This window comes from Halopseudomonas xinjiangensis, assembly GCF_900104945.1.
In the GTDB taxonomy this organism is placed as follows: Bacteria; Pseudomonadota; Gammaproteobacteria; order Pseudomonadales; family Pseudomonadaceae; genus Halopseudomonas; species Halopseudomonas xinjiangensis.
Genome location: NZ_LT629736.1, coordinates 1,129,532 through 1,153,495, shown reverse-complemented (window position 1 = coordinate 1,153,495; position 23,964 = coordinate 1,129,532). Strand labels below are relative to the sequence as shown.

The following is a 23,964-nucleotide window of genomic DNA, read 5'->3' as shown; positions in this document are numbered from 1 at the left end:
GCAACCCGCGCAGGATCGGACGGCTTCGTGTAGGAGCGCACCTGGGCGCGAATGGGGTCCGCGCATTCTTCTTCCCGGTCATGCCCGCTCCTACGAAGACGGACGGGCTAGGTTCAGAACGAAAACACCCCGCCGAAGCGGGGTGTTGGGCCCACAACGTGCGCTTACTTCGTACCGAGCTTCTTCAGCTCTTCGTCGCGCAACTCGCGGCGCAAAATCTTGCCGACGTTGGTGGTCGGTAGCGCGTCGCGGAACTCGACAAACTTCGGCACTTTGTACGCGGTCAGGTTTTCACGCATGTGATCCTTGACCTGTTGCTCGGTCAGGCTTGCGCCAGCGGCCTTGACCAGGAACACCTTGATCGCTTCACCGGACTTCTCATCCGGCACGCCGATAGCGGCGCACTGGGCGACGCCGGGAATCGCAGCCATCACGTCTTCCAGCTCGTTCGGATACACGTTGAAGCCTGACACCAGGATCATGTCCTTCTTGCGATCGACGATACGCAGGTAACCGTCTTCCTGAATGATCGCGATGTCGCCGGTCTTCAACCAGCCTTCGCTGTCGAGGATTTCCGCCGTGGCATCCGGGCGGTTCCAGTAGCCCTTCATCACCTGCGGACCCTTGACGCACAGCTCGCCACGCTCGCCCAATGGCACTTCGTTGCCGGCGTCGTCGATGATCTTGCACAGCGTGGATGGTACCGGAATACCGATTGTGCCCAGCTGAACGTTATCGATCGGATTGACCGTCGCCACAGGGCTGGTTTCGGTCATGCCATAGCCTTCACAGATCTGGCAGCCAGTGATCTGCTTCCAGCGCTCGGCCGTAGCCAGTTGCAACGCCATACCGCCGGAGAGGGTCACCTTGAAGTTGGAGAAATCCAGCTTGCGGAAGCCTTCATCGTTGGCCAGCGCGACGAACAGGGTGTTTAGACCGACAAACCCGGAGAACTTCACCTTCGACAGTTCCTTGACGAACGCCGAGATATCCCGCGGATTGGTGATCAGAATGTTGTGGTTGCCGCTGATCATCATCGCCATGCAGTGAAAGGTAAAGGCGTAGATGTGGTAGAGCGGCAGCGGGCAGATGATGACTTCTTCACCGTCGTGGAGGTTCGAGCCCATCAGCGCCTTGCTCTGCAGCATGTTGGCAACCAGGTTGCGGTGGGTCAGCATCGCGCCCTTGGCCACGCCAGTAGTACCGCCGGTGTACTGCAACACCGCGATGTCGTCGTTCGACGGATTCGCTTCAGTGAATCGCGCACCCTTGCCCTTGGCCATGGCGTCGTTGAACTTGACCATGCCGGGAATGTTGTAGGCCGGCACCATCTTCTTCACGCTGCGGATGACGAAGTTGATCAGCGCGCGCTTGAGCGGCGGCAGCATATCGCCCACTTCGGTGACGATGACCTTCTTGACGCCAGTGTTGGGCACGACCTGCTCAGCCAAATGCGCCATGTTTGCTAGGCAAACCAGGGCCTTGGCGCCGGAGTCGTTGAACTGATGTTCCATTTCCCGCGCGGTGTACAACGGGTTGGTATTGACCACGACGAAGCCAGCGCGCATGGCACCGAATACGGCAACCGGATACTGCAGTACGTTCGGCATCTGGATAGCGATGCGGTCGCCAGGCTTGAGGTCGGTGTGGTTTTGCAGGTAAGCAGCGAACTGACCGGAAAGACGGTACAGATCCCCGTAGGTGATGGTCTTGCCGAGATTGGTGAAGGCCGGCTTGTTGCCGAACTTTTGGCAGGACTCCTTCATTACAGCGAGGATGTTGGGGTATTGATCCGGGTTGATCTCGGTGGGGAGACCCTTGGGATACTTGTCCTTCCAGAAATCTTCAAGCATGCGTGCTCGCTCCTGAAACATGCTCGGTCGTCCTGCAACCGATGTTCTCTTTTGGGATGGTGCTCTTATAGAAGTTCTTGTCTTTTCGAGGCAGTTTGTGAACATTTTGCCGCTTGCAGTCGAAAAGTGGCCGAAGCCTAGCAGGTTTTGAAAACCCGGGCCAGTGCGCGGCGGTTACAGTGGGTAAACCGGAGAAGTGTCGCGAAGCGAGACAGAGCAGCGAAAGGATAAGCGGCTCCGCCAGGCGGAGCCGCTCGGGACTTACTTGTCGCGCAGTTCGCGACGCAGGATCTTGCCTACCGGAGTCATTGGCAGCGACTCGCGGATTTCGTAGTGGCGAGGAACCTTGTAACCGGTGAAATTGGCCCGGCAATAAGCTTTCAGTTCGTCAATAGTGAGATCGTCGGCACTGGGCACGACGAACAGCTTCACCGCCTCGCCGGACTTCTCGTCAGGCACGCCGATCGCCGCCGCATTGGCTACCTTCGGATGCGCGGCGACGACGTCTTCGATCTCGTTCGGATAGACGTTGAAGCCGGAAACGATGATCAGATCCTTCTTGCGATCGACAATGGCGACGAAGCCGTCCTCGTCGATGATGGCGATGTCGCCAGTCTTCAACCAGCCGTCGTGGTCGATGCTTTCGGCGGTGGCTTCGGGGCGCTCCCAGTAGCCCTTCATCACCTGCGGGCCTTTTACGCAGAGCTCGCCGCGCTCGCCGATGGGCATTTCGTTGCCTTCGTCATCGACGACCTTGAGCGACGTGCCCGGTACCGGCAGACCGACAGTACCCAGCCGTGCCTGGCCATCGCCCGGGCTGGAACAGACCACGGGCGAACATTCGGTCAATCCGTAACCTTCACCGATGCGGCTACCCGTCTTGCCTTCCCACCGTTCAGCAGTCGCCTTGACCAGCGCCGTACCACCGGAGGTAGTGCTCTTGAGGTTGGAGAAATCGACCTCACTGAATTCGGGGTGCTCCATCAAGGCTACGAACAGCGTGTTCAAGCCGACGATCGAAGAGAAATTCCACTTTTTAAGCTCCTTGATGAAGCCAGGAATATCTCGCGGGTTGGTAATGAGTACGTTGTGATGACCCGCGAGCATCATGCACATCAGGTTCGCGGTGAAGGCGAAGATATGATACAGCGGCAGCGGCGCGATAACGGTCTCGCCGCTGTCGCTCATGATTTTCTTGCCGTCTTTATCGACCTGCTGCATGTTGGCGTAGACCTGCAGCATGTTCGCCACAAGGTTGCCGTGGGTCAGCATGGCGCCCTTGGCGACGCCCGTGGTGCCGCCGGTATATTGCAACACCGCGACATCGTCGAGGGTTTTGGTGACCGGGCGTGGCGTCTCGCCCTTGCTGCGCGACAGTGCAGTCTTCAGCGACACCGCCTGCGGCAGATCGTAGGACGGCACCATCTTCTTCACGCGCTTGACCACGGTATTGACCATGAAGCCCTTGAGCGGACTCAGCATGTCACCCATGCGCGCTTCGAACAGATACTTGATCTTGGTATCAGGAAGTACTTCCTGCACCAGATGGCCGAACACGTTCATGTACACCAATGCCTTGGCGCCGGAGTCAGTGAACTGGTGGCGCATTTCGCGGGCGGTATACAGCGGATTCGTGTTGACCACGATCAGACCGGCACGCACCGCTCCGAATACGGCAATGGGGAACTGCAGGACGTTGGGCATCTGCACGGCAATGCGGTCGCCAGGCTGCAGGTCGGTATGATTCTGGAGATAGCTGGCGAAGGCGGCCGAATAGCGGTCCAGATCGCCGTAAGTCATGGTTTCGCCCATGTTGCTGAAGGCGGGACGGTCCGCATACTTCTTGCAGGAGCGCTCGAGCACATCGATGATCGAGCTGTACTCGGTCAGGTCAATGTCGTTCGGCACGCCCGCGGGACGCTTGTCACTCCAGAACGATGCTTCCATTATTTTTATCCTCTTCCCCGTTGTACGGTGTATGGCGACGCTGATGCGTCTGCTTATCGTCACCCTGCCCGGCAAGACAGGGTTGAAAGTATTCACGGCAAAACGCCTGATCGGCAAAATTACCAGTTATGTCACGCAACGTGAAACCCCGTTCTGTTTCATTTGGTATATGAAAGTGCCATCGTCCCAATCAGCCAGCGCAGCAGTACAATGCCTGCCGGTTAATGATTAACGACGCCACAAGGAAATCTCCATGGACATGCTGAACAACCGCACCTATGACGAACTGGCCCTTGGCGATAAGGCCCAGGTCACCCACCGGGTAACCGAGCGCGACCTCACGCTGTTCGCTGCGGTCTCGGGCGACGTCAACCCTGTGCACCTTGATGAGGCCTTTGCCGCCACCACCCCGTTCAAGGGACGAATCGCCCATGGCATGTTCTCCGGCGCGCTGATCTCTGCTGCCATTGCCTGCGAGCTGCCCGGTCCAGGCAGCATTTATATAGGACAGGAAATGAGTTTTCTTCGCCCAGTACGTCTGGATGACGAGATACGGGTAGAGCTTGAGGTGCTCGAGAAGCTCGCAAAGAACCGCGTTCGCATCGCCACGCGGGTGTTCAACCAGGACGGCAAACAAGTTGTGGATGGAGTGGCTACGGTCATGGCGCCTACCGAGAAGACCAGCATGCCGCGCCCTTCTTTACCATCGGTCTCGATCCAGGACTGAACCGCTTCTCCGCCGGGGACGGCTTTTTGCGAAGCCAGCCCCTGCCGGCCGTCCTGCACGGACAGTCCGGATCGGCCGACGCGGGTCTATACCGGCAGCTTCGCTGCCCCTCCGGCCACTGTTGCTGACCGAATAAAAAGCTGTTGCACCTTTGCGGCCAATCTGTAGAATGCGAATCCTTCTCATTGTTGCCTAGGAACGCTTCACATGTTTGGTCCTGTTCTGGAGATTCTCGCCCTTGGCGGACCGGTAGTCTGGATCCTGGCACTGTTCTCGGTCATTGCACTGACCGTAGTGCTGGTCAAGGCGATCCAGTTCTGGTCGATGCGAGACGGCGGCAATGCCGTAGCCGAACAGGCGATCAACCATTTCGCCAATGGCGAGCATTCCCAGGCACTGGTGCTGGTCAAGGGGCGTCGCGCTCCCCGTCCGCAATTGATTGCCCAGACACTCCTGCTCATCGAGGCGGGAAAGCTGCAGGGCGAAGCGCTGCACAAGGAAGTCATGCGCCAGGCACGTCAGGCAGTTGCTGGTCTGGCCAGCTACCTTCGCGTGCTCGAAGTCATCGCCACCCTCGCCCCGCTTCTAGGTCTGCTGGGCACGGTACTGGGCATGATCCAGGCATTCCAGGCGATGGAAGCTGCCGGCACTCAGGTCGATCCCTCGGTACTGTCCGGCGGCATCTGGGTCGCTTTGCTGACCACCGCAGTCGGCCTCGCCGTGGCCATCCCGGTCTCGCTGCTCAATAGCTGGTTCGAGCGCCGTGTCGAGGCTCAGGCTGGTGTGATCCAGAATGATCTCGAACACCTGTTGAGCTTGCAGGCGGCCCGGGTCAATGCCCAGGCGGACGCCAAGGCCCGGTTGAAGCTCGCCTGATGCAAGCGGCCGGTCTCTATAGTCGCAAGCCACAGAAGATAAGCCTCACGGCGTTGATCGATGTGGTGTTCATTCTGCTCATGTTCTTCATGCTGACCTCGACGTTCAGTCAGTGGAAAGCAGTGGACTTCCAATCGCCGGTCGCCAGCACGGAACCCAGCCTAAAAAAACCCGACGTGCTGATTCTCAGCGCCGATGGCTCACTGCGCATGGCCGACGGGTCCCATGCATTCAATGCTGGAGAGGCCGTCGGTGCGGGTGCTTTCGCCACCGATGCGGTGCTGGTGCTGCTACCCGAGGCAGACGCCAGAGTACAGATCATCGTCAGCCGCCTCGAAGAGCTCAAGGGGCTGGGGCTGGCCGTAACGATGGGCGGCGTGACCGACCCAACCGGTCGCGGGAACTGAGACGCGGACATGCAAGATCATCCACTGATGGCCCGTCGTGGCACGGCCAACCCTGACGACAACCTCATACCGCTGATCAATATCGTATTTCTTCTGCTGATCTTCTTCATGGTGGCAGGCCAGATCGCACCGCAGCAGGACATGACCATCGATCCGCCGGAGTCGGCCAGCGAGAAGGCGCTCGAGCCTGCCGAACTGGAGCTTTCCCTCACTGCTACCGGAGACCTTCGCTCCGGCGGGGAACCGGTTGACGCAGCGGCTTTGGAAGCTCGCATCGCCGAACTCACGCAGGCCGGCGCGGAACTGCGTGTGTCGCTGCGAGCGGATACGGACGCCACGGCCGCCGATCTCGACGCCGTGTTCAATCAGCTGCGTGAACACGGCGTAAGCACCATCACGTTGCACAGTCGACTGACGGAAGCCGACTGATGCCGATGCGCACCTGGATCAGCGCTTTCGTGATCGCGATCGTCCTGCACGTGGGTCTGGCCATTGCGCTGGTGGCGCGGTCGGATATGTCGATTGGCGGTGCCGCGGATCAAGGCGAGTTCGGTCTGGAGATCGGACTCGGTGCGGCGGGCACTTATGCAGATGTCGCTGAACAGACCACCGAAGAGGAAGTACCGGAACCAGAGCCGGTCGCGGAAAAGGTCGAACCTGCGCCGGAGCCGGTTCCCGAGCCAGAACCGCAGCCCGAGCCCAAACCGGAGCCCAAACCGGAGCCGGCCCCCGAGGCGAAGCCAACCCCGGCGCCGGCCCCGGAAATACGCACGGCCGCAAAAGCCGAGCCAGCTGCTGAAGACGTGAAGGTCACCAAGCAGGAGCCCGCCGCGAAACCCGCCCCTGTCGAGCCGGAACCAGCCGAGCAGGCTGAACCTGAGATCGAGACGCAAGCCGAGACGGCGACGGACGACCCTTGGAAAGCGGCTCAGAAGCGCGTCGCTGCGGCCAATCGTGCTACTGGCCGTGCGGCCGATCGCCATGCCGGAGGCCGCAAGAGCAATGCGAAGAACTACTTCAGCGACCTGCAAAGCTGGCTGAACGAACACAAGGAATACCCGCCGCACCTGAAGAAGGAAAAGATTCAGGGGACCGTCACACTGCAGTTTGCCATCGACCGGAGCGGCAATGTATTGAGCGCCTCGATCAAGAAGAGTTCGGGCAGCCCCGAGCTGGATCGAGCCGCGCTCGACATGCTGGCGAAGGCTGAACCACTGCCGCCGCTCCCCGATTCGATGAAAAAGGACCGGATCAGCATAGCCATACCCGTTGAATACTCCCTCATCACCCGATAGACGTTTATAAAGGATCAAAACAGAATGTCTGCGAACCAAGCGAAAACCTTGCGCCCTCTGAGCTTGCGCCACCCGGTCAAGCCTGCTTTTGGTGCCCATACTGCTCTGGCATTGAGCATCTCCGCCGCCCTGTGCAGCCCGCTGGCCATGGCTCAGGAAGAAGAGACCTTCGAACTCGACACACTGCAGATCGAAGAACGCACCATCGACACCAACCCCTACGCCGAGCCGGGCGCGCCGTACAAGGCGAAGTACTCCGGTGACAAGCGCAAGGTCAAGCCGCTGGCCGAAACCCCGCAGACCATCACTGTTCTGACCCAGACCCAGATCAAGGATTCGGGCAAGGACGATCTGAAAGAAATCCTCGCTGCCCAGCCTGGCCTGACCCTGGGTACCGGTGAAAACGGCAACGCCTTCGGTGACCGTTACATCATCCGTGGCCACGAAGCACGCAGCGACGTGTTCGTTGACGGTCTGCGTGATCCGGGCATGACCACGCGTGAAAGCTTCGCTCTCGAGCAGGTAGAAATCACCAAAGGGCCGAGCTCGACGTTCGCAGGCCGCGGTTCCACTGGCGGTGCTGTCAATGGTGTGACCAAGCAGGCAAGCACCGAGTACAGCTTCAACGAAATCGAAGGCGGCGTCGGCACTGACGACTACCGTCGCGCAACTCTCGATAGCAACGTCGCGCTGACAGATGATATCGCCGTGCGCCTGAACCTTCTCCATGCCTATCGCGAAATCCCGGACCGCGGCCCAGCGGACCGTGAGCGTAACGGTATTGCTCTCGCTGGTGCCTGGCAGGCAACGGACAAGCTGGATTTCAAAGCCGACTATTACTACCTCGACGCGAAGGACACTCCGGATCTGGGCTCCTACGTTGATCGCGCCACTGGCAAACCCAATGACGACGTCCCGGTGTACCTGCAGCGCGGAGATTTCCTCGAGTCGGACGTCGAAACCTTCACATTCCGCGTCGGCTACGACTTCACGACCGACCTGCGGCTCGAAAACGCCATGCGTTACGGCACTACCGAGAACGGCTACGTCGTCACCGGCGCGCGCGGCAATACGGATTTGATCACCGGCACACCGACTATCGGTCTGAGCACGCATCAGGGTTGGCAGGAAGTCGACTATTTCGCCAATATCACCAACCTGTACTGGGATAAGGAACTGGCTGGCAAGCTCAACCAGTTCGTGTTCAGCACGGAATACAGCAAGCACGACGTACTAAACGGGGACTACAACACCAGCAATGGCGCTACGCCGAACTGCGTCCTGCCAGGTCGCGGTGGTAGGACATCTCCCGGGTATTGCATAATTGATCCGAACGGTAACCTGGTACCGAATCTGCGAGACTTCCTTCAGCGCAGCGATGAGCGTGGCGCAAGCAGCTCCGACTATTCGATCGAGACCGTTTCCGTCTCCCTGATGGACACCATTGATCTGACGGACAAGTGGATCCTCGCAGCCGGTGTGCGTGCAGACCACTTCGAATACACGAACGACATCTTTGATGACGGCGACGTTACCCGCTACGAGTATTCCGACACCCTGTGGAACGGGCACCTCGGCCTGACCTACAAGATCAACGAGTACGCCAACGTCTATGCGACCTATAGCACCGCGGTAGAAATCAATGGCGGCGAGTCCGACGTGGGTGGCAACTGTGGCTACGGCGGCATCTGCGGCAGCCCGGACACTATCACGCAAAGCGAACCGGAAAAGTCCACCAACTACGAGATCGGCACCAAGTGGAACGTCTTCGACGAGAAGCTGCTCCTGACTGCTGCCGCGTTCCATATCACCAAGGATGACGTGATGGAGAGCGTGGGTGACGACTATGAAACCATCGGAACCTACAACACCGGAAAGAACCGCGTTCATGGCGTTGAAGTCAGTGCGGCCGGCAACCTCACCGAGAACCTGAGCACTGTTTTCGGCGCTACGGTGATGAATGCCAAGGTGCTGGAGAGCTATGAGGAGGCGAACGAAGGCGGCACGCTGGCTCAGTTTGCAGACAAGAGCATGTATCTCCAACTGCGCTATCAGCTGACACCGGCTCTGGCGGTCGGCACCGCAGCGACTTACCGCAGTGAAGTCTACACAGGGCAGCCGGACTCAGCGGCCAGCGACCTCGGTGTGCCTTCCTACACGGTATACGATGCGTTCGCCACCTACGACTTCACCGACAACCTGTCGGCGCGACTGAACGTGGTCAACCTCACCGACGAGGATTACTACTTCGCAGCCTATCGTAGCGGTTCGTTCGCCTACATCGGCGACCGTCGCAACGCCCGCGTGACCCTGGCCTACGAATTCTGATTCGTGCCAGGCGGGCACCGGTGATATCGTCACCGGTGCCCGCTGGGTTTACGCCAGGAATCACCATGACCGTACTTCCCCCGCTGGATCGAATTCCAGCCGATATTCTCTCAGCTGCCGATTACGAACAACGTGCAGCTGACCATATTTCCCCGCCGACTTTGGCCTGGCTGGCCGGTGGCAGCGGTACTGAACAAACCCTGCGTGCGAATCGACACGCCTTCGACGACGTACGTATCCAGCCGCGCCTGCTGAATGATTTCAGCACAGCCAGCACGCGGGTGGAGCTCTGCGGGACTTCCCTTGAGCATCCCATTCTGCTTGCCCCGCTTGGACATCAGCGACTGCTGCATTCCGACGCAGAAAGCGCATCGGCGCGGGCGGCGGCTGCGACAGGCTGCGGCTTTGTCTCCAGCACGCTCAGCTCTCTCAGTCTGGAAGACATCGCTGACATCACGGTCGCACCAAAGTGGTTCCAGTTGTATTTCCAGCCGCGTCGAAGCGACACCCTCGCGCTGTTGCGCCGAGCCGAAGCAGCTGGCTATCAGGCTATCGTCGTCACGCTGGACACCCCCGTCCAGCCGCTGAGTCGTCGCGCGCAGGTCGCCGACTTTCGCTTTCCAAGCGATCTTCCGCCAACCAACCTCTCCGGATTCGCTCCTCCCGAGCAAGTCACACTCGAGCCCGGGCAGAGCATCGTGCTACATGGGATGATGTCCGAAGCTCCGCGCTGGAGCGATCTTGCCTGGCTGTTGGAACATAGCCGTTTACCAATAATCGCCAAAGGTGCCTTGCATCCTGGCGATGCGCTGAAAATGCGTGATCTGGGCGTGACCGGTGTCGTCGTGTCCAACCATGGCGGTAGGGCACTGGACGGCTCCGCCTCGACCCTGGCAGCCCTGCCCCGGCTCCGCGCAGCGCTCGGCGCTGACTATCCGTTGCTGATGGATGGCGGCATCCGCAGCGGAACCGATATTTTCAAGGCGTTAGCCTGCGGTGCCGATGCTGTGCTGGTGGGGCGATTACAGGGTTACGCACTGGCTGTCGCCGGTGCACTTGGCGTCGCTCATATGCTCAAGTTGCTACGCGACGAACTCGAGCTTTGCATGGCGCTGGCCGGCACCCCTGCCCTGGCCGACATCACTGCCGACTGCGTAACTGGAGAAGCGCGATGCTGATGACCATCGACGGTGTTCTTAACAAGGACGAAGTCCGTCAAATTCGCAAGCACCTCGATCAAAGTGATTGGCAGGACGGTACGAAGACCGCCGGCTCGCTCGCTTCAGGTGTGAAGCACAATCAGCAACTGGACGAGAACGCGAGCGTAGCGATCGAGCTCGGCAATCACATCCTTCGACGCCTGGGCAGCCACCCGCTGTTCATCTCGGCCGCCTTGCCGGAAAGGATCTACCCACCGAAGTTCAACCGTTACAGCGGCGGCGGGCACTACGGCGCACATGTCGACGGAGCTGTCATGCCGCTGCCTGGGGTGCATGGCACCCTGCGCAGTGACCTGTCGGCCACCTTGTTCCTCTGCGAGCCGGATGAGTACGACGGTGGCGAACTGACGATCGAGACTGCCTTCGGCGCGCAGCAGGTCAAGCTGGAAGCGGGCGACATGGTGCTTTACCCCTCGTCCAGCCTGCACCGGGTGGAGCCCGTTACACGGGGCGCCCGCGTGTGTTCGTTTTTCTGGATTCAGAGCATGGTGCGCGACGAAGGGAAGCGAACCTTACTGTTCGATCTGGATCAGTCAATCCAATCGCTTACCCCAAGGCAGCCCAAGGGCGATGGCGATATCCTGCAATTGACGGGGGTGTATCACAACCTGCTGAGACGCTGGGCGGAGGTCTGAGCGGTAACACATCAAGACCGATTCAGCCTCGTCCTGTTTAAGAGCGGACCTGGCCGCGAAGGGGTTTCGGGACTCTGCTTCGCGCCCAGGTGCGCTCCTACATCAACACCCGACCCAGCCTCGAGCTGTAGGAGCGGGTATGACCGCGAAGGGGTTTCGCTGCCCGCTTGACCGTTACTTGGCGAGAAACTTCATCCCGTCTTCCAACCCTTGCAGGGTCAAGGGATACATCCGGTCTTCCACCAGATCGCGGATGATCCGCGTCGAGGTGGTGTAGTCCCAGGTGTCGCGCGGGTACGGGTTGATCCAGATAAGCTTCTTGTACTTCTCCATGAAACGCTGGATCCACACGTGCCCGGCCTCTTCGTTCCAATGTTCGACGCTGCCGCCGGGCTGGGTGATCTCGTACGGCGCCATGGCCGCGTCACCGACGAAAATGACCTTGTAGTCAGGACCGTATTTGTGCAGCAGATCGATGGTCGGCGTACGCTCTGCCGTCCGGCGCAGATTGTTCTTCCACACCGACTCGTAGACGCAGTTGTGAAAGTAGAAATATTCCAGATGCTTGAACTCGGTCCGGCAGGCTGAAAAGAGCTCTTCGCACACCTTGATGTGCGCATCCATCGAGCCGCCAATATCGAACAGCAGCAACAGCTTCACCGCGTTGCGGCGCTCGGGGCGCATCTGGATATTCAACAGGCCGGCGTCGCGGGCGGTGTGATCGATGGTGCCGTCGATATCCAGCTCGTCCGGCGCACCCTGGCGGGCAAACTTGCGCAAGCGGCGTAGCGCGACCTTGATGTTGCGCGTACCGAGCTCTACCGAATCGTCAAGATTCTTGTACTCGCGCTGATCCCAGACCTTCGCCGCCCTGCCCTGACGTTTGCCGGCGTCGCCCACGCGAATGCCCTCGGGGTTGTAGCCACCGGAGCCGAACGGACTGGTACCGCCGGTGCCAATCCACTTGTTGCCACCGGCATGCTTTTCCTTCTGTTCTTCGAGACGCTTCTTGAACTCTTCGATGAGCTTGTCGAGGCCGCCAAGCGATTGGATCTTGGCCTTCTCCTCGTCGGTGAGCATTTTCTCGAATTCCTTGCGCAACCAGTCTTCGGGGATCATCGCCTCGATCAACTGATTCAAATCTTGCAAGCCATTGAAGTAGGCCCCGAACGCGCGGTCGAACTTGTCGAAGTGGCGCTCGTCCTTGACCATGATGGTACGCGACAGATAGTAGAACTCGTCCATATCCGCGAACACCACGTGATGCTTGAGCGCATTGATCAGATCCAGCAGCTCGCGGACCGATACCGGCACCTTGGCGGTGCGCATTTCATTAAACAGGCCAAGCAGCATTGTTACGGAACCTCTGGGGCGCGCCTCGAGGCGCGCGAAATATCATGTGGGTCAGGCGTCTTCGTCATGCTCGGGCAGCCCGTCGCGAATCTCATACCAGTCGGCCTTGGAAGCGACGAAGATATGCGATTGCTGCGGAACGCCCAGCGTCGAATCGAGCGTGCCAGCCGCTACACCGACTTCATCTTCGCGGTTGTCCACAAACTGCAGGTTCGCCCCGCAATGCTTGCAGAACGTCCGCGTGACGTGCTCGGAAGAGTGGTAAACGCCCAGCTCATCCTTACCCTGGGTAAAGTGAAACCTGTCCAGCGGCACGCTCGCGTATGTCGCGAACGCCGCGCCATGAGCCTTGCGGCACATGCTGCAATGGCAGTGGGTCAGGCTCTGGATCGGTGAATCGATGCGATATTTCACTGCGCCACATAGGCAGCTACCAGTATGCATGTCAGTCTCCTTCTCCGTTGCCCTGCCCCAGCGCGGAGCAGGTTTGGATCAGCGATTCTGCCGACGCGTCATGAACGCCAGACGCTCGAGCAGCTGGACGTCCTGCTCGTTCTTCAACAGGGCGCCATACAGCGGCGGGATCGCCTTGGTCGGGTCGCGGTCGCGCAGCACTGTTTCGGGAATCTGATCGGCCATCAGCAGCTTCAGCCAGTCGACCAGTTCAGACGTCGAGGGTTTCTTCTTCAGGCCCGGGACCTTACGCACGTCAAAGAAAACGTCCATCGCTTCGGCCACCAGATCCTTGCTGATGTCCGGGAAGTGGACGTTGACGATCTTCTGCATGGTGTCACGGTCGGGGAAGGCGATGTAATGGAAGAAGCAGCGGCGCAGGAAGGCGTCGGGCAGCTCTTTCTCGTTGTTCGAGGTAATGATGATGATCGGGCGCTGCTTGGCCTTGATCGTCTCATTGGTCTCGTAAACGTAGAATTCCATCTTGTCCAGTTCCTGCAACAGGTCATTGGGGAACTCGATGTCTGCCTTGTCGATTTCGTCAATCAACAGAATGGCGCGCTGATCTGACTCGAACGCTTCCCACAGCTTGCCCTTCTTGATGTAGTTGCGGATGTCATGGACCTTGTCGTCGCCCATCTGCGAATCACGCAGACGGCTTACCGCATCGTATTCATACAGGCCCTGGTGTGCCTTGGTCGTGGACTTGATATGCCAGGTGATCAGATTGGCGCCCAGCGACTCGGCCAGCTGTTCGGCGAGCATGGTCTTGCCGGTACCTGGCTCACCCTTGACCAGCAACGGACGCTGCAGGGTAATGGCTGCGTTGACCGCGAGCTTCAGGTCGTCGGTCGCGACGTAGGACTGAGTGCCTTCGAATTTCATCTTGAATATGTTCCTTGGACGACAGCCCGGCTGACCAGGCGATTCATGGATACGGGGAAAAAATCACTATAGCGTGCTCCCGAATCGAGTGTAAACGAACGGGGATATTCACAAGTCTGATAACCATGTGCCCGGCGCATCAGCCGCGGCAGGTGTTTATTCAGGGTCAGCTTGCAGGTCTCGGCCGGCAGCTTTACGCTGAATGACTCTGGCAACGCCACATGGAGTCTTCTGACATGACCCGCATCTTCGCCGACAATTCCCAATCGATCGGCAATACCCCTCTGGTCCGCATCAACCGACTCGCGCCCAAGGGCGTGACCATCCTGGCCAAGATCGAAGGCCGTAATCCCGCCTACTCGGTGAAATGCCGTATTGGCGCAAGCATGGTATGGGATGCAGAGTCGGCCGGCCGGCTCAAGCCTGGCATGACGATTGTCGAGCCGACGTCCGGGAACACCGGCATCGGCCTGGCTTTCGTCGCGGCCAGCCGTGGTTACAAGCTTATCCTGACCATGCCGGCCTCGATGAGTCTCGAGCGGCGCAAGGTGCTGAAGGCGCTGGGTGCCGAACTGGTGCTTACCGAGCCGGCCAAGGGCATGAAAGGCGCCATCGAAAAAGCCCGCGAGCTCGCCGACAGCGATCCCGAGCAGTTTCTGCTGCTTCAGCAGTTTGAAAACCCGTCCAACCCGGCCATCCACGAGAAGACCACCGGACCGGAGATCTGGAACGATACTGACGGCGCGGTCGACGTACTGGTTGCAGGCGTCGGCACCGGCGGCACCATTACCGGCGTTTCCCGCTATATAAAGCAGACTCAGGGCAAGAACATTCTCTCGGTCGCCGTAGAGCCGGTCAGTTCTCCAGTCATTACCCAGGCCATGGCGGGCGACGAGATCAAGCCCAGCCCCCACAAGATTCAAGGCATCGGCGCAGGTTTCGTGCCGAAGAATCTCGATCTCGACATGGTCGACCGGGTCGAACAGGTCACCGATGACGAGTCCAAGGAAGTGGCGCTGCGTCTGATGCGCGAAGAAGGCATTCTCTGCGGCATTTCAGGTGGTGCGGCGATGGCGGCTGCTGTCCGCCTGGCGCAGGATCCGGCCATGCAGAACAAAACCATCGTCGTCGTGCTTCCGGATTCCGGCGAGCGCTACCTCTCGACGATGCTGTTCTCTGACCTGTTCAGCGAACAGGAAAACGTGCAGTAACCGTCTGTGCAGCAGCTCCGGCGCAACGCAATCACGCCGGAGCTGTTCCCCTTACCCCGCCACATTCGCCGTACCGTCTGCGACTGAAGAGCACTTCCGCCACCGAAACAATCTGGCTATGCTGCCGGCTGTTTCTTCTTCCAGGCGCGGCCCTTCATGTCCAACAGCTACGAACGCATTGCCCAACACATCATCGACGGCTTCGACGATTACCGGAAACGCTTTCGCCAGCTGACCCTGGGCGCTCGGGCTCGCTTCGAGCAGGCGCGCTGGATCGACATTCAGGATGCCTCGACCGCCCGCATCAATCTTTACGAAGAGTGTGTAGACCTGACCGCTGACAGCCTCGGCTCTGTCGACGCTGAACACACCAGCATGCAAGTGGAAAGCTGGCCTGGGATTCGGCAGGCGTATATCGATCTGATCGATCAGCGTTTCGACGGTGAGCTGGCTGAAACCTGGTTCAACTCGATTTTCTGTCGCCTGCATCAGCACGACGAGATCAGCGACCAGACCATGTTCGTACATAGCACCAGACCGCTGACACGGCCGCCGTCGCATATTCCGCTGACCCGAGGCTTCATCTCCGGCGGATCGCTGGACGACTTGGCCAGACAGATCCTCGACGAATTCGCCTTCGAGGTGCCCTGGGAAGACTATGCCCGCGACCGTCAGTTGGTGGTCGATCAGCTCAAGCAGGGTCTGCCCGACTGGGCACAGCTCGACAGCGACCTGACCGCAGAGATGATTCAATCGGTGTTCTATCGCAACAAGGGAGCCTACCTGGTCGGGCGACTGCTTAGCCACGGCGAGCAGTGGCCTTTCGTGCTGGCGCTGGTTCATAAGGAAAATCAGGGTATCAGCGTCGACACGCTGATTACCGACGAGTCGGAAGTCTCGATCATCTTCTCGTTCACCCGCTCCTATTTCATGGTCGATGCACCGGTGCCGTGCGAAGTGGTCGGCTTCATAAAGCGTCTGCTGCCGGGCAAGCACATTGCCGAACTGTATACCGCGATTGGCTTCTACAAGCAGGGCAAGTCCGAATTCTATCGTTCGCTGATCGACCACCTGGCGAACAACGAGGACCGCTTCATGATGGCGCCAGGTGTGCGCGGTATGGTCATGAGCGTGTTCACTCTCCCCGGCTTCAGCACGGTGTTCAAGATCATCAAGGACCGCTTCGCGCCGTCCAAGAACATCGAACGCTCGACCGTCATCGAAAAATACCGACTGGTGAAGCGACACGACCGGGTCGGACGCATGGCCGACACCCAGGAGTTTTCGGACTTTCGTTTCCCGCGCGACAAGTTCGAGCCGGAGTGCCTGGCGGAGCTACTGGAGGTCGCTGCCTCGACCGTGATCGAAGAAGGCGACGTGATCCTGATTCGTCACTGCTGGACCGAGCGTCGCATGATCCCGCTCAACATCTATCTGGAAAACGCCAGCGAGACGCAAACCCGCGAGGCCCTCTATGACTATGGCAAGTCAATCAAGGAACTCGCCGCAGCCAATATCTTCCCCGGCGACATGCTGCTGAAGAACTTTGGCGTGACCCGACACGGTCGGGTGGTGTTCTACGACTACGATGAGATCAGCTACCTCACGGAAGTGAATTTCCGACACATTCCCGAGCCCATGTACCCGGAACAGGAGATGTCGGGGGAGCCCTGGTATTCCGTCGGCCCGAACGATGTGTTCCCTGAAGAGTTTCCGGTGTTCCTCTTCGCGGATATCAAGCATCGCCGGCTGTTCATCAGCATGCATGGCGAACTGTTCGATGCCGACTACTGGAAAGGCATGCAGGACAAGATTCGCGCCGGCCTGATCATCGATGTGTACCCGTACAGGCGCTCTAAACCGGCACGAAACGAGCCGTAAGCCAGGTCTTTTAAAATTTCCGACGAAAGGGATGTCTTTTTTGGAAACTGACGTATACTGAATTTCGTCCATTTATATGCCTGACCACTGAAAGACGGCGAATGCTTGACATGTTCGGTCTTAAGGCGCAGAGTGGGCGCGTAGGTTTTCAAGATAGAGTTGTAGGCTGCAAGCGCACTGTCCAGTACGTAAGTTTGTCATTCTCGCAATCTTTGATTCCCGCGCTAAATTGAGCGAAAGCTCAAGTACTTAAATTTGATAGGAATTACCGAAATGGCAACTGGTACAGTTAAGTGGTTCAACGACACTAAAGGCTTCGGCTTCATTACTCCGGACGGCGGCGGTGACGATCTGTTTGCCCACTTCTCCGAGATCAAGGTTCAGGGCTTCAAGTCCCTTGCCGAGAACCAGAAGGTGTCTTTCGACATCACTACTGGTCCGAAGGGCAAGCAAGCTGCGAACATTCAGATCATCTAACCGATGATTTGAGAAAAAACCCGGCCTTGGCCGGGTTTTTTTATGTCTTTTTTTCCTCCGCCCCGCTCCTGCATGCCGGTAAAAAACGCTCGCCTGTGCAGCCGGTAAATCGTACCCTATGCCCATTCGTAGTGGGCGCAACAGGCCGGCCAGATCCCGGTAGCGACCGACTCTAACCAGACGTCCGGAAGGGGTTTTCGCAGTGGAAAGCAATCAATCACAAAAGACCAATGATTCTCTTCGGCTGACGGTCTTCCGAGCCGCCGAAGCCATCGTCAGCGAGCTGGGTGCATCACAGCTCAGCTTCGCCAGTTTGAGCGAGCGTACCGGTACCGACGAAGCGACCTTGCGCGGTATGTTTCCGGATCGCGAGGCGTTACTCGTTGCGATGATCGAGCACCGCCTGGAACGCTTCCGCGTTCGCTGGGGCGCCTATGAAAGCGTCCTGCCGGACGAGCCAATGCGCGAATTGAAGGCGCTATTGCTGAGCAACCTCAGCGAATCCAGCGAAGAAAAGAACCTCGACTCGGCCATATTCGCTGCAGCGGCAAGCGATCCGGCGCTGCTGCAAACGACCGCCGATGATGTTCAGGGCTTGTTCGACATTCTGGCCAAGTCCCCGCTTGGCCTTGCTCAGGCGAGCATTCTGTTTTTCTCTGTACGCGGTTACCGCCTGTTCGAGCAGATCGGTATCTGCCCGATGACCGACGAACAGCGTACCGAATTTCAGGAACAGATCATGCGCCTGGCCCGGACCCTGTACGAGCAGGGCAAAGAGCAATAACTATCAGGCGGTCGGATTCGACGTCCGGCCGCCACCTTCGTGCTCCCCGTTTCGACCCCTCCAGTATTGCCAGGCCGCTCTCAAGCACGCCAGGCCTGCATACGCCACCAGCGCCACCGCCATCGTCAGGGCCAGATCGCCCAGCATGCGAGCCTGATTGCTGCCCGTCGCGAATAGCGTGTCCAGCAGCCAAACGATGAAGGCCGGTGCCAATTCCGGTTGTAGCGGTTCGACCCGAGACGGTGTAAACAGCAACACGGCCATAGCAATGACCAAGGGCTCACGAACAAACCACCAGCGAATCCAGCGCGTCATGCGCCACCAGACCAGCAACGCTCCAGCCGCCGCGGCGAGATAGATCATCCATACGATCTGGTATTCCTGCTCGTTGAACATGTGGCGTGGACCGGGTTGCTTGGGCGAGCCGCTATAATACTGGTTTTGGCCAAGGAGTCCCAACACGATGCCACCTGTAGCCCGCCGTGACGCAGCATCCGATCCGTACGCTTGGCTGGAGCAGCGCGACCACCCCGACGTCGTTGCCTACCTGCAGGCAGAGAACGAGCACACCGAGGCCTGGCTGGCTAACCACAAGGACCGGCGGGAAGACTTGTTCAACGAGATTCGCGGGCGCATCCGTGAAACCGACCTGTCGCTACCATCCATCTGGCAGGGTTGGTTGTACTACCAGCGTACCGAGGCCGGTGCCGAGTACCCACGTTATTACCGTTGTCGGCAAAGCGAACCGTATAGCCTGGAGGTTGATGCGGCCAGCGAGATGCTGTTGCTTGACCTCAACGAACTGGCCGGCGAGGGATTCCTGCAGCTGGGCGATTTTGCCATCAGTCCCGACCAGCGCTGGCTCGGTTACAGTCTCGACCGCCAGGGGGACGAGATATACACGCTGTATCTGAAGGAGCTGGCCACAGGCGATATTCTCACGTTACCACTCGAACGCGCGGATGGCAGCATGACCTGGGCGAACGACAGCAGCACGCTGTTCGCCGTGAGCATGGATGAGGCGTCGCGGCCGAGTACATTGTGGCGCCTCAGCCGAAGCGAAGCTCCACAGCAGGTCTATCACGAGGCCGACCAGCGTTTCCTGCTGCACGTGTATCGCAGTAGCTCCGAGGAATGGCTGCTGGCGGGCAGTCACAGCAAGAACACCAGCGAAATCCGTTTGCTCGCCGCCGATCAGCCGACTGGCGAGTGGCGGCTGATCAGCGAGCGGAAAACCGGCCACGAGTACCATGTCGACCACGGTCCGGACGGCCTGGTCATCCGCAGCAACGATGCCGGTGAAAACTTCGCCTTGTACAGTGCCGATCCGTTGCAACCCGAGCGGGCAGCCTGGACGCTTCTCCGCGACGTCGATCCCGGGCGTACGCTGGAAGACTTCTCGCTCCAGCAAAAGGCGCTGGTGCTGCACTACCGCGATCAGGGACTGGTCCTGCTCGAGGTACAGCCCTGTACGGGCGAAGCCTACCCGCTGCGCATGCCTGACGCGGTCTACAATTTACGCGTCCAGGGCGGCGAAGACTACGACAGTGAAAGGCTACGGATCCGTTATGAGTCGCTCAACCGGCCCGCAGAGATCCGAGCGCTGCGCCTGGCTACGGGAGAGCAGTCGGTACTCAAGCGTACACCTGTCGAAGGGACGTTCAGCGCGGACGATTACCGGGTAGCGCGCCACTGGGCTACCGCGCCAGACGGCACCCGGGTGCCCGTCAGCCTGGTTGGTCGGCCGGAAGCGTTCGAGCGACCCGCTCCGCTGTATCTGTATGGGTATGGTTCCTACGGCGCCAGTATGGATCCCTGGTTCTCCCACGCCCGGCTTTCGCTACTCGACCGCGGCTGGATCTTCGCTATCGCCCATATCCGCGGCGGCGCAGACATGGGCGAAGCCTGGTATCTGGCTGGCAAGCTGGAACACAAGCACAACACCTTTACTGATTTCATCGCATGCGCCGAAGAGCTGCTGGACAGCAAGGTCACCGACCGCGATCGCCTGGTTATCGCCGGCGGAAGCGCAGGCGGCTTGCTGATCGGTAACGTCATCAACCAGCGTCCGGAACTATTCGCCGCCGGGGTTGCCGACGTTCCCTTCGTCGACGTGTGGAACACCATGAACAACCCTGACCTGCCGTTGACGATCGGTGAGTACGAAGAATGGGGCGATCCGAACGAGCCGGAGGTGGCCGAGCGGATCAAAGGCTACGCACCCTACGAGCAGGTGAAATCGCAAGCCTACCCTGCCCTGTTCGTCACAGCCGGCTACCACGACATGCGAGTGCAGTACTGGGAGGCAGCGAAGTGGGTAGCGAAGCTGCGTTACATGAAAACCGACCAGAACCCGTTGCTGTTGAGAACCCAGATGGCCGCGGGTCACGGTGGTGCGAGTGGCCGCTATCAGGCGATCCGGGAGCTGGCGGAAGAGTACAGCTTCGTTCTGGCGATGATCCCCGGCTGGACACAGCCGAAGAGCTGACAGGGAATGTCCGGGGCATGGGCCCCGGACCGTCCGTTCAGGCCTTGCGCCTGAAGCCGCGCTGCTCCAGCACCATGTAGAACACCGGTACGAAAATCAACGCCAGCGTACTCGCCGCAATCATCCCGCCGACCACCACAGTACCAATCTCCTGCCGGCTCACCGCCCCGGCACCGCTGCTAAACGCCAGCGGCAGGCTGCCAATGATGAAGGTCAGGGCAGTCATCATGATCGCCCTGAAGCGCTGGCGAGCGGCTGTCAGAGCGGCATCGAAGGGCTCCATACCCTCCTTGCGGTTCTGTGCGGCGAACTCGACGATGAGGATCGCGTTTTTCGCAGCCAGACCGATCAACACCAGTAGCCCTACCTGGAAATAGATATCGTTGGGGAAGCCGCGCAGCATGGAAGCGATCACCGCCCCGAAGACACCGAAGGGAATCGCTGTGGCGACCGCCAGCGGCAGACTCCAGCGCTCGTACTGCGCGGCCAGAATCAGGAACACCATGATGATCCCCAGAGCGAAAGCGATGCCCCCTGCCGAAGCGGCGTCGACGATTTGGTAGGCCTCACCAATCCAGCCGAGCTGTGCCTGACCACCCAGAGCCTCAGCGCCAACCTCCTGTATGGCGGCCAGCGCCGCGGCCGTGTTGTACCCGGGCGCAGGGTCGGCGGTGATCTTGGTCGCCTGGTACATATTGAAGCGGCTGACGCTGTCGATGCCCTGGGTCTGCTCGAGGGTAACGATGGTGCTGAGCGGAACCAGCTCGCCGCTGCCGGAGCGCACGAAGACGCGACGCAGATCGTCGGGGTTGCTCCGGAACTCGCCTTCGGCCTGCATGTTCACCTGCCAGTTACGACCCTGCAGAGTGAAGTCATTGACGTACAGCGCGCCGAAAGTGCTACGCATGGTCGTGAAGATATCGTTGATGGCGATGCCCATCGCCTTGGCCTTGTCCCAGTCCACCTTGGCTTCGAAACGAGGCACGCCGACATTCACTGCGGCTCGAACATTGGTCAGCTCCGGACGCTCGCGAGCGGCGGCGAGAAGCTTGTCGGCCTCCTCCTTGAGTTTCACCGGGTCACTGTTCCCGCGAACCTGCAGATACCCCTCCACGCCTCCGGTGAGCGACAAGCCTCGGATGGGCGGCGGCGCGAAGGCCATGACGTTTGCTTCCTGGATCCCGGCACCGAGGCCCATGATGCGACCGGCGACGGCCTCTACGCCGTGCTCCGGACCGGGCCGTTCGTCCCAGTCAATCAGCGTTACGAAACCCACCCCGGTGTTGGTCTTCAACCCGCGGTTGAGGATGTCGAAACCGGCAAACGCAGTGATGCCATTGACCTCTTCCATATCGACGACCTTCCGTGCCAGGTCGTCTCGTACGGTTTCGGTCCGGCCCAGTGCAGAAACCGGTGGTAGTTGAAACACCGTGATCAGGAAACCCTGGTCTTCTTGCGGCACCAGGCCGCCAGACATGCGATTGAGCATGAAGACAGTCGAGCCGATCAGGACGATGAACAGCACCAGCGACACGACTGCATGCCGCAACATCCAACCGACGGTGGAGGCGAAACCATCCGTCAGCCGGTCGAAGCCGTTGTTGAACCAGGCGAAGTACTTCGAAGGCTCGGTTTCCTCCCGGCTCAACAGCAACGCGCACATGACCGGGCTCAGCGTCAGCGCGACTACACCGGAGAGCATCACCGACACAGCAATGGTGATGGCGAACTGGCGGTAAAGCTCACCACTCAAGCCGCCGAGAAAGGCTACCGGCGCGAACACCGCCACCAGAACCAGGGTCGAACCGACTACCGCACCCGATACCTGCGTCATGGTCTTGCTGGCCGCTTCATATGCCGACAGACCTTCTTCCTTGATCAGTCGTTCGGCGTTCTCCATGACGATGATGGCGTTGTCGACCACCACACCGATGGCCAGAATCAACCCGAACAGCGTCAACAGGTTGATCGAAAAGCCCAGCAGATACATGCCCGCGAATGTACCGATCAGCGAAACCGGAATCGCCACGAGTGGAATGAGCGTCGCCTTCAAATGCTGCAGGAACAGGAACGTGACCAATACCACCAACAGCAGAGCCTGAATGAAGGTGATGATCACCTCCCGAATCGACACGTCGATAAACAGAGTGGTGTCGTAGGGGATGTCGTAGCGCAGGTCCGACGGGAAGCGTCCGGACAGGTCAGCCATGGCCTCACGAACCGCTGCAGCCGTGTCCAGCGCATTGGCACCCGGCTGGGTGTAGACGCCGATCGGCACCGCTGCCTTGGCATTGAACGTTGCGGTGAAGTCGTAGCTCTGCGCACCCAGCTCGGCGCGAGCGACGTCACCGAGGCGTAGCGTGGCGCCATCTGCGTCGCTGCGCAGAATGATCCGCTCGAAGTCCTCCGGCGACACCATGCGCCCTGGCGTGCTGACGCTGAAGGTGAACGCCTGATCGTCCGGCGCCGGCTCGGCACCGATCCGACCGGCAGCAAACTGGGCGTTCTGCTCACGTAGCGCCGCCGCCACATCGCTCGGGGTCAGGCCATACTCGGCGAGCTTGTCCGGCCGCAGCCAGATGCGCATGGAATAGTCCTGCGCGCCGAACAGTGCCGCGTCGCCTACCCCGGGTAAACGTACCAGCTCGTCCAGCACGTTGAGCAGAGCGTAGTTGCTGATCGGCAGCGTGCCCATGCGCCCGGTTTCCGAGGACAGCGTAATGACCTGCAACAGCGAGGTCGAACGCGCCTGGACCGATACGCCCAGGTCTCGCACCTCTTGCGGCAGCTTGGCCGTTGCCCGCTGGACGCGGTTGTTGACGTTGATGGTCGCCTGGTCCGGATCGGTCCCGATACGAAAGGAAATGGTCAGCTGCATGGCACCGGAGTCAGCGGTATACGACTCCATGTACAACATGTCGTCTACGCCGTTGATGGCCTGCTCGAGCGGGGCCGACACCGTGTCGGCGATGACCTGCGCGCTGGCACCTGGATAGGTCGCCTGTACAACGATCTGCGGCGGAACGACCTCCGGATATTGCTCGACGGGTAACTGCCATAGCGACGCACCACCGCCAATCAGAATCAGGATCGACAGAACGGTGGAGAAGATCGGGCGATCAATGAAGAACTGGAACATGCCGC

At 59.6% G+C, this 23,964-nt stretch carries 21 protein-coding genes; 14 read left to right on the top strand and 7 right to left on the bottom strand.

What is annotated here, in order from left to right; translation table 11 throughout:
* Positions 1 to 164 precede the first annotated feature (164 nt).
* Complete coding sequence (gene fadD1, locus BLT85_RS05165; RefSeq protein ID WP_093392155.1) at positions 165 to 1,853, bottom strand: long-chain-fatty-acid--CoA ligase FadD1; 1,689 nt, start codon at positions 1,851 to 1,853, stop codon at positions 165 to 167.
* Positions 1,854 to 2,114: 261 nt separating this feature from the next.
* Positions 2,115 to 3,800: a long-chain-fatty-acid--CoA ligase gene (locus tag BLT85_RS05160; RefSeq protein ID WP_093392154.1), complete on the bottom strand. Its 1,686-nt coding sequence runs from the start codon at positions 3,798 to 3,800 to the stop codon at positions 2,115 to 2,117.
* Positions 3,801 to 3,843: 43 nt separating this feature from the next.
* On the opposite strand from BLT85_RS05160, the gene BLT85_RS16635 reads away from it, so the two are divergent.
* The 9 genes from BLT85_RS16635 to BLT85_RS05120 all read left to right on the top strand — a co-directional run bounded on the left by BLT85_RS16635 (position 3,844) and on the right by BLT85_RS05120 (position 11,288).
* A complete protein-coding gene (locus BLT85_RS16635; RefSeq protein WP_157718131.1) occupies positions 3,844 to 4,032 on the top strand; it encodes a hypothetical protein in 189 nt (62 codons plus the stop codon).
* A gap of 21 nt (positions 4,033 to 4,053) precedes the next feature.
* Positions 4,054 to 4,527 carry a MaoC/PaaZ C-terminal domain-containing protein gene (locus BLT85_RS05155; RefSeq protein ID WP_093392153.1) on the top strand — a complete coding sequence of 158 codons (474 nt, stop codon included), beginning with the start codon at positions 4,054 to 4,056 and terminating at the stop codon, positions 4,525 to 4,527.
* 207 nt (positions 4,528 to 4,734) lie between these two features.
* Positions 4,735 to 5,403, top strand: coding sequence for a MotA/TolQ/ExbB proton channel family protein (locus BLT85_RS05150; RefSeq protein ID WP_093392152.1), 669 nt, complete (start codon positions 4,735 to 4,737; stop codon positions 5,401 to 5,403).
* Entirely contained in the window at positions 5,403 to 5,810 is a 408-nt protein-coding gene (locus BLT85_RS05145; protein WP_093392151.1) for an ExbD/TolR family protein, read from the top strand. Before BLT85_RS05150 ends, BLT85_RS05145 begins: the two co-directional genes overlap by 1 nt.
* Positions 5,811 to 5,819: 9 nt before the next feature.
* Positions 5,820 to 6,239, top strand: a complete 420-nt coding sequence (locus tag BLT85_RS05140) for an ExbD/TolR family protein (RefSeq protein WP_093392150.1) — start codon at positions 5,820 to 5,822, stop codon at positions 6,237 to 6,239.
* Complete coding sequence (locus tag BLT85_RS05135; RefSeq protein WP_093392149.1) at positions 6,239 to 7,105, top strand: TonB family protein; 867 nt, start codon at positions 6,239 to 6,241, stop codon at positions 7,103 to 7,105. The genes BLT85_RS05140 and BLT85_RS05135 overlap by 1 nt, the downstream gene beginning before the upstream one ends.
* A 24-nt stretch (positions 7,106 to 7,129) precedes the next feature.
* Entirely contained in the window at positions 7,130 to 9,433 is a 2,304-nt protein-coding gene (locus tag BLT85_RS05130) for a TonB-dependent receptor (protein WP_093392148.1), read from the top strand.
* 65 nt (positions 9,434 to 9,498) lie between these two features.
* Positions 9,499 to 10,611 (top strand): alpha-hydroxy acid oxidase, encoded by a 1,113-nt coding sequence (locus BLT85_RS05125; protein ID WP_093392147.1) that lies wholly within the window; start codon positions 9,499 to 9,501, stop codon positions 10,609 to 10,611.
* Positions 10,605 to 11,288 carry a Fe2+-dependent dioxygenase gene (locus BLT85_RS05120; protein ID WP_093392146.1) on the top strand — a complete coding sequence of 228 codons (684 nt, stop codon included), beginning with the start codon at positions 10,605 to 10,607 and terminating at the stop codon, positions 11,286 to 11,288. Before BLT85_RS05125 ends, BLT85_RS05120 begins: the two co-directional genes overlap by 7 nt.
* Before the next feature lie 174 nt (positions 11,289 to 11,462).
* Here the strand turns inward: BLT85_RS05120 and BLT85_RS05115 are convergent, their stop codons facing one another.
* Genes BLT85_RS05115 through BLT85_RS05105 form a run of 3 tightly spaced genes read right to left on the bottom strand, consistent with a single transcriptional unit; the run spans position 11,463 to position 13,979 of the window.
* Entirely contained in the window at positions 11,463 to 12,641 is a 1,179-nt protein-coding gene (locus BLT85_RS05115) for a vWA domain-containing protein (RefSeq protein WP_093392145.1), read from the bottom strand.
* A gap of 51 nt (positions 12,642 to 12,692) precedes the next feature.
* Positions 12,693 to 13,085 carry a GFA family protein gene (locus BLT85_RS05110; protein WP_093392144.1) on the bottom strand — a complete coding sequence of 131 codons (393 nt, stop codon included), beginning with the start codon at positions 13,083 to 13,085 and terminating at the stop codon, positions 12,693 to 12,695.
* Between the two features lie 48 nt (positions 13,086 to 13,133).
* Positions 13,134 to 13,979, bottom strand: coding sequence for an AAA family ATPase (locus tag BLT85_RS05105; RefSeq protein WP_093392143.1), 846 nt, complete (start codon positions 13,977 to 13,979; stop codon positions 13,134 to 13,136).
* A gap of 236 nt (positions 13,980 to 14,215) precedes the next feature.
* Between BLT85_RS05105 and cysK the strand changes: the two genes are divergently transcribed.
* From cysK to BLT85_RS05085, 4 genes are all read left to right on the top strand, one after another.
* Positions 14,216 to 15,190, top strand: a complete 975-nt coding sequence (cysK, locus tag BLT85_RS05100) for a cysteine synthase A (protein ID WP_093392142.1) — start codon at positions 14,216 to 14,218, stop codon at positions 15,188 to 15,190.
* A gap of 156 nt (positions 15,191 to 15,346) precedes the next feature.
* Positions 15,347 to 17,071 carry a bifunctional isocitrate dehydrogenase kinase/phosphatase gene (aceK, locus tag BLT85_RS05095; RefSeq protein ID WP_093392141.1) on the top strand — a complete coding sequence of 575 codons (1,725 nt, stop codon included), beginning with the start codon at positions 15,347 to 15,349 and terminating at the stop codon, positions 17,069 to 17,071.
* Positions 17,072 to 17,344: 273 nt separating this feature from the next.
* Positions 17,345 to 17,548: a cold-shock protein gene (locus tag BLT85_RS05090; RefSeq protein WP_093392140.1), complete on the top strand. Its 204-nt coding sequence runs from the start codon at positions 17,345 to 17,347 to the stop codon at positions 17,546 to 17,548.
* A gap of 202 nt (positions 17,549 to 17,750) precedes the next feature.
* Positions 17,751 to 18,332 (top strand): TetR/AcrR family transcriptional regulator, encoded by a 582-nt coding sequence (locus BLT85_RS05085; RefSeq protein WP_093392139.1) that lies wholly within the window; start codon positions 17,751 to 17,753, stop codon positions 18,330 to 18,332.
* Between the two features lie 3 nt (positions 18,333 to 18,335).
* Here the strand turns inward: BLT85_RS05085 and BLT85_RS05080 are convergent, their stop codons facing one another.
* Positions 18,336 to 18,728, bottom strand: coding sequence for an MFS transporter (locus BLT85_RS05080; RefSeq protein ID WP_157718130.1), 393 nt, complete (start codon positions 18,726 to 18,728; stop codon positions 18,336 to 18,338).
* A 67-nt stretch (positions 18,729 to 18,795) separates the two neighbouring features.
* On the opposite strand from BLT85_RS05080, the gene BLT85_RS05075 reads away from it, so the two are divergent.
* A complete protein-coding gene (locus BLT85_RS05075) occupies positions 18,796 to 20,820 on the top strand; it encodes a S9 family peptidase (RefSeq protein WP_093392137.1) in 2,025 nt (674 codons plus the stop codon).
* A 37-nt stretch (positions 20,821 to 20,857) separates the two neighbouring features.
* On the opposite strand, the gene BLT85_RS05070 is transcribed toward BLT85_RS05075, so the two are convergent.
* Positions 20,858 to 23,959 (bottom strand): efflux RND transporter permease subunit, encoded by a 3,102-nt coding sequence (locus BLT85_RS05070; RefSeq protein ID WP_093392136.1) that lies wholly within the window; start codon positions 23,957 to 23,959, stop codon positions 20,858 to 20,860.
* Positions 23,960 to 23,964: the final 5 nt, after the last annotated feature.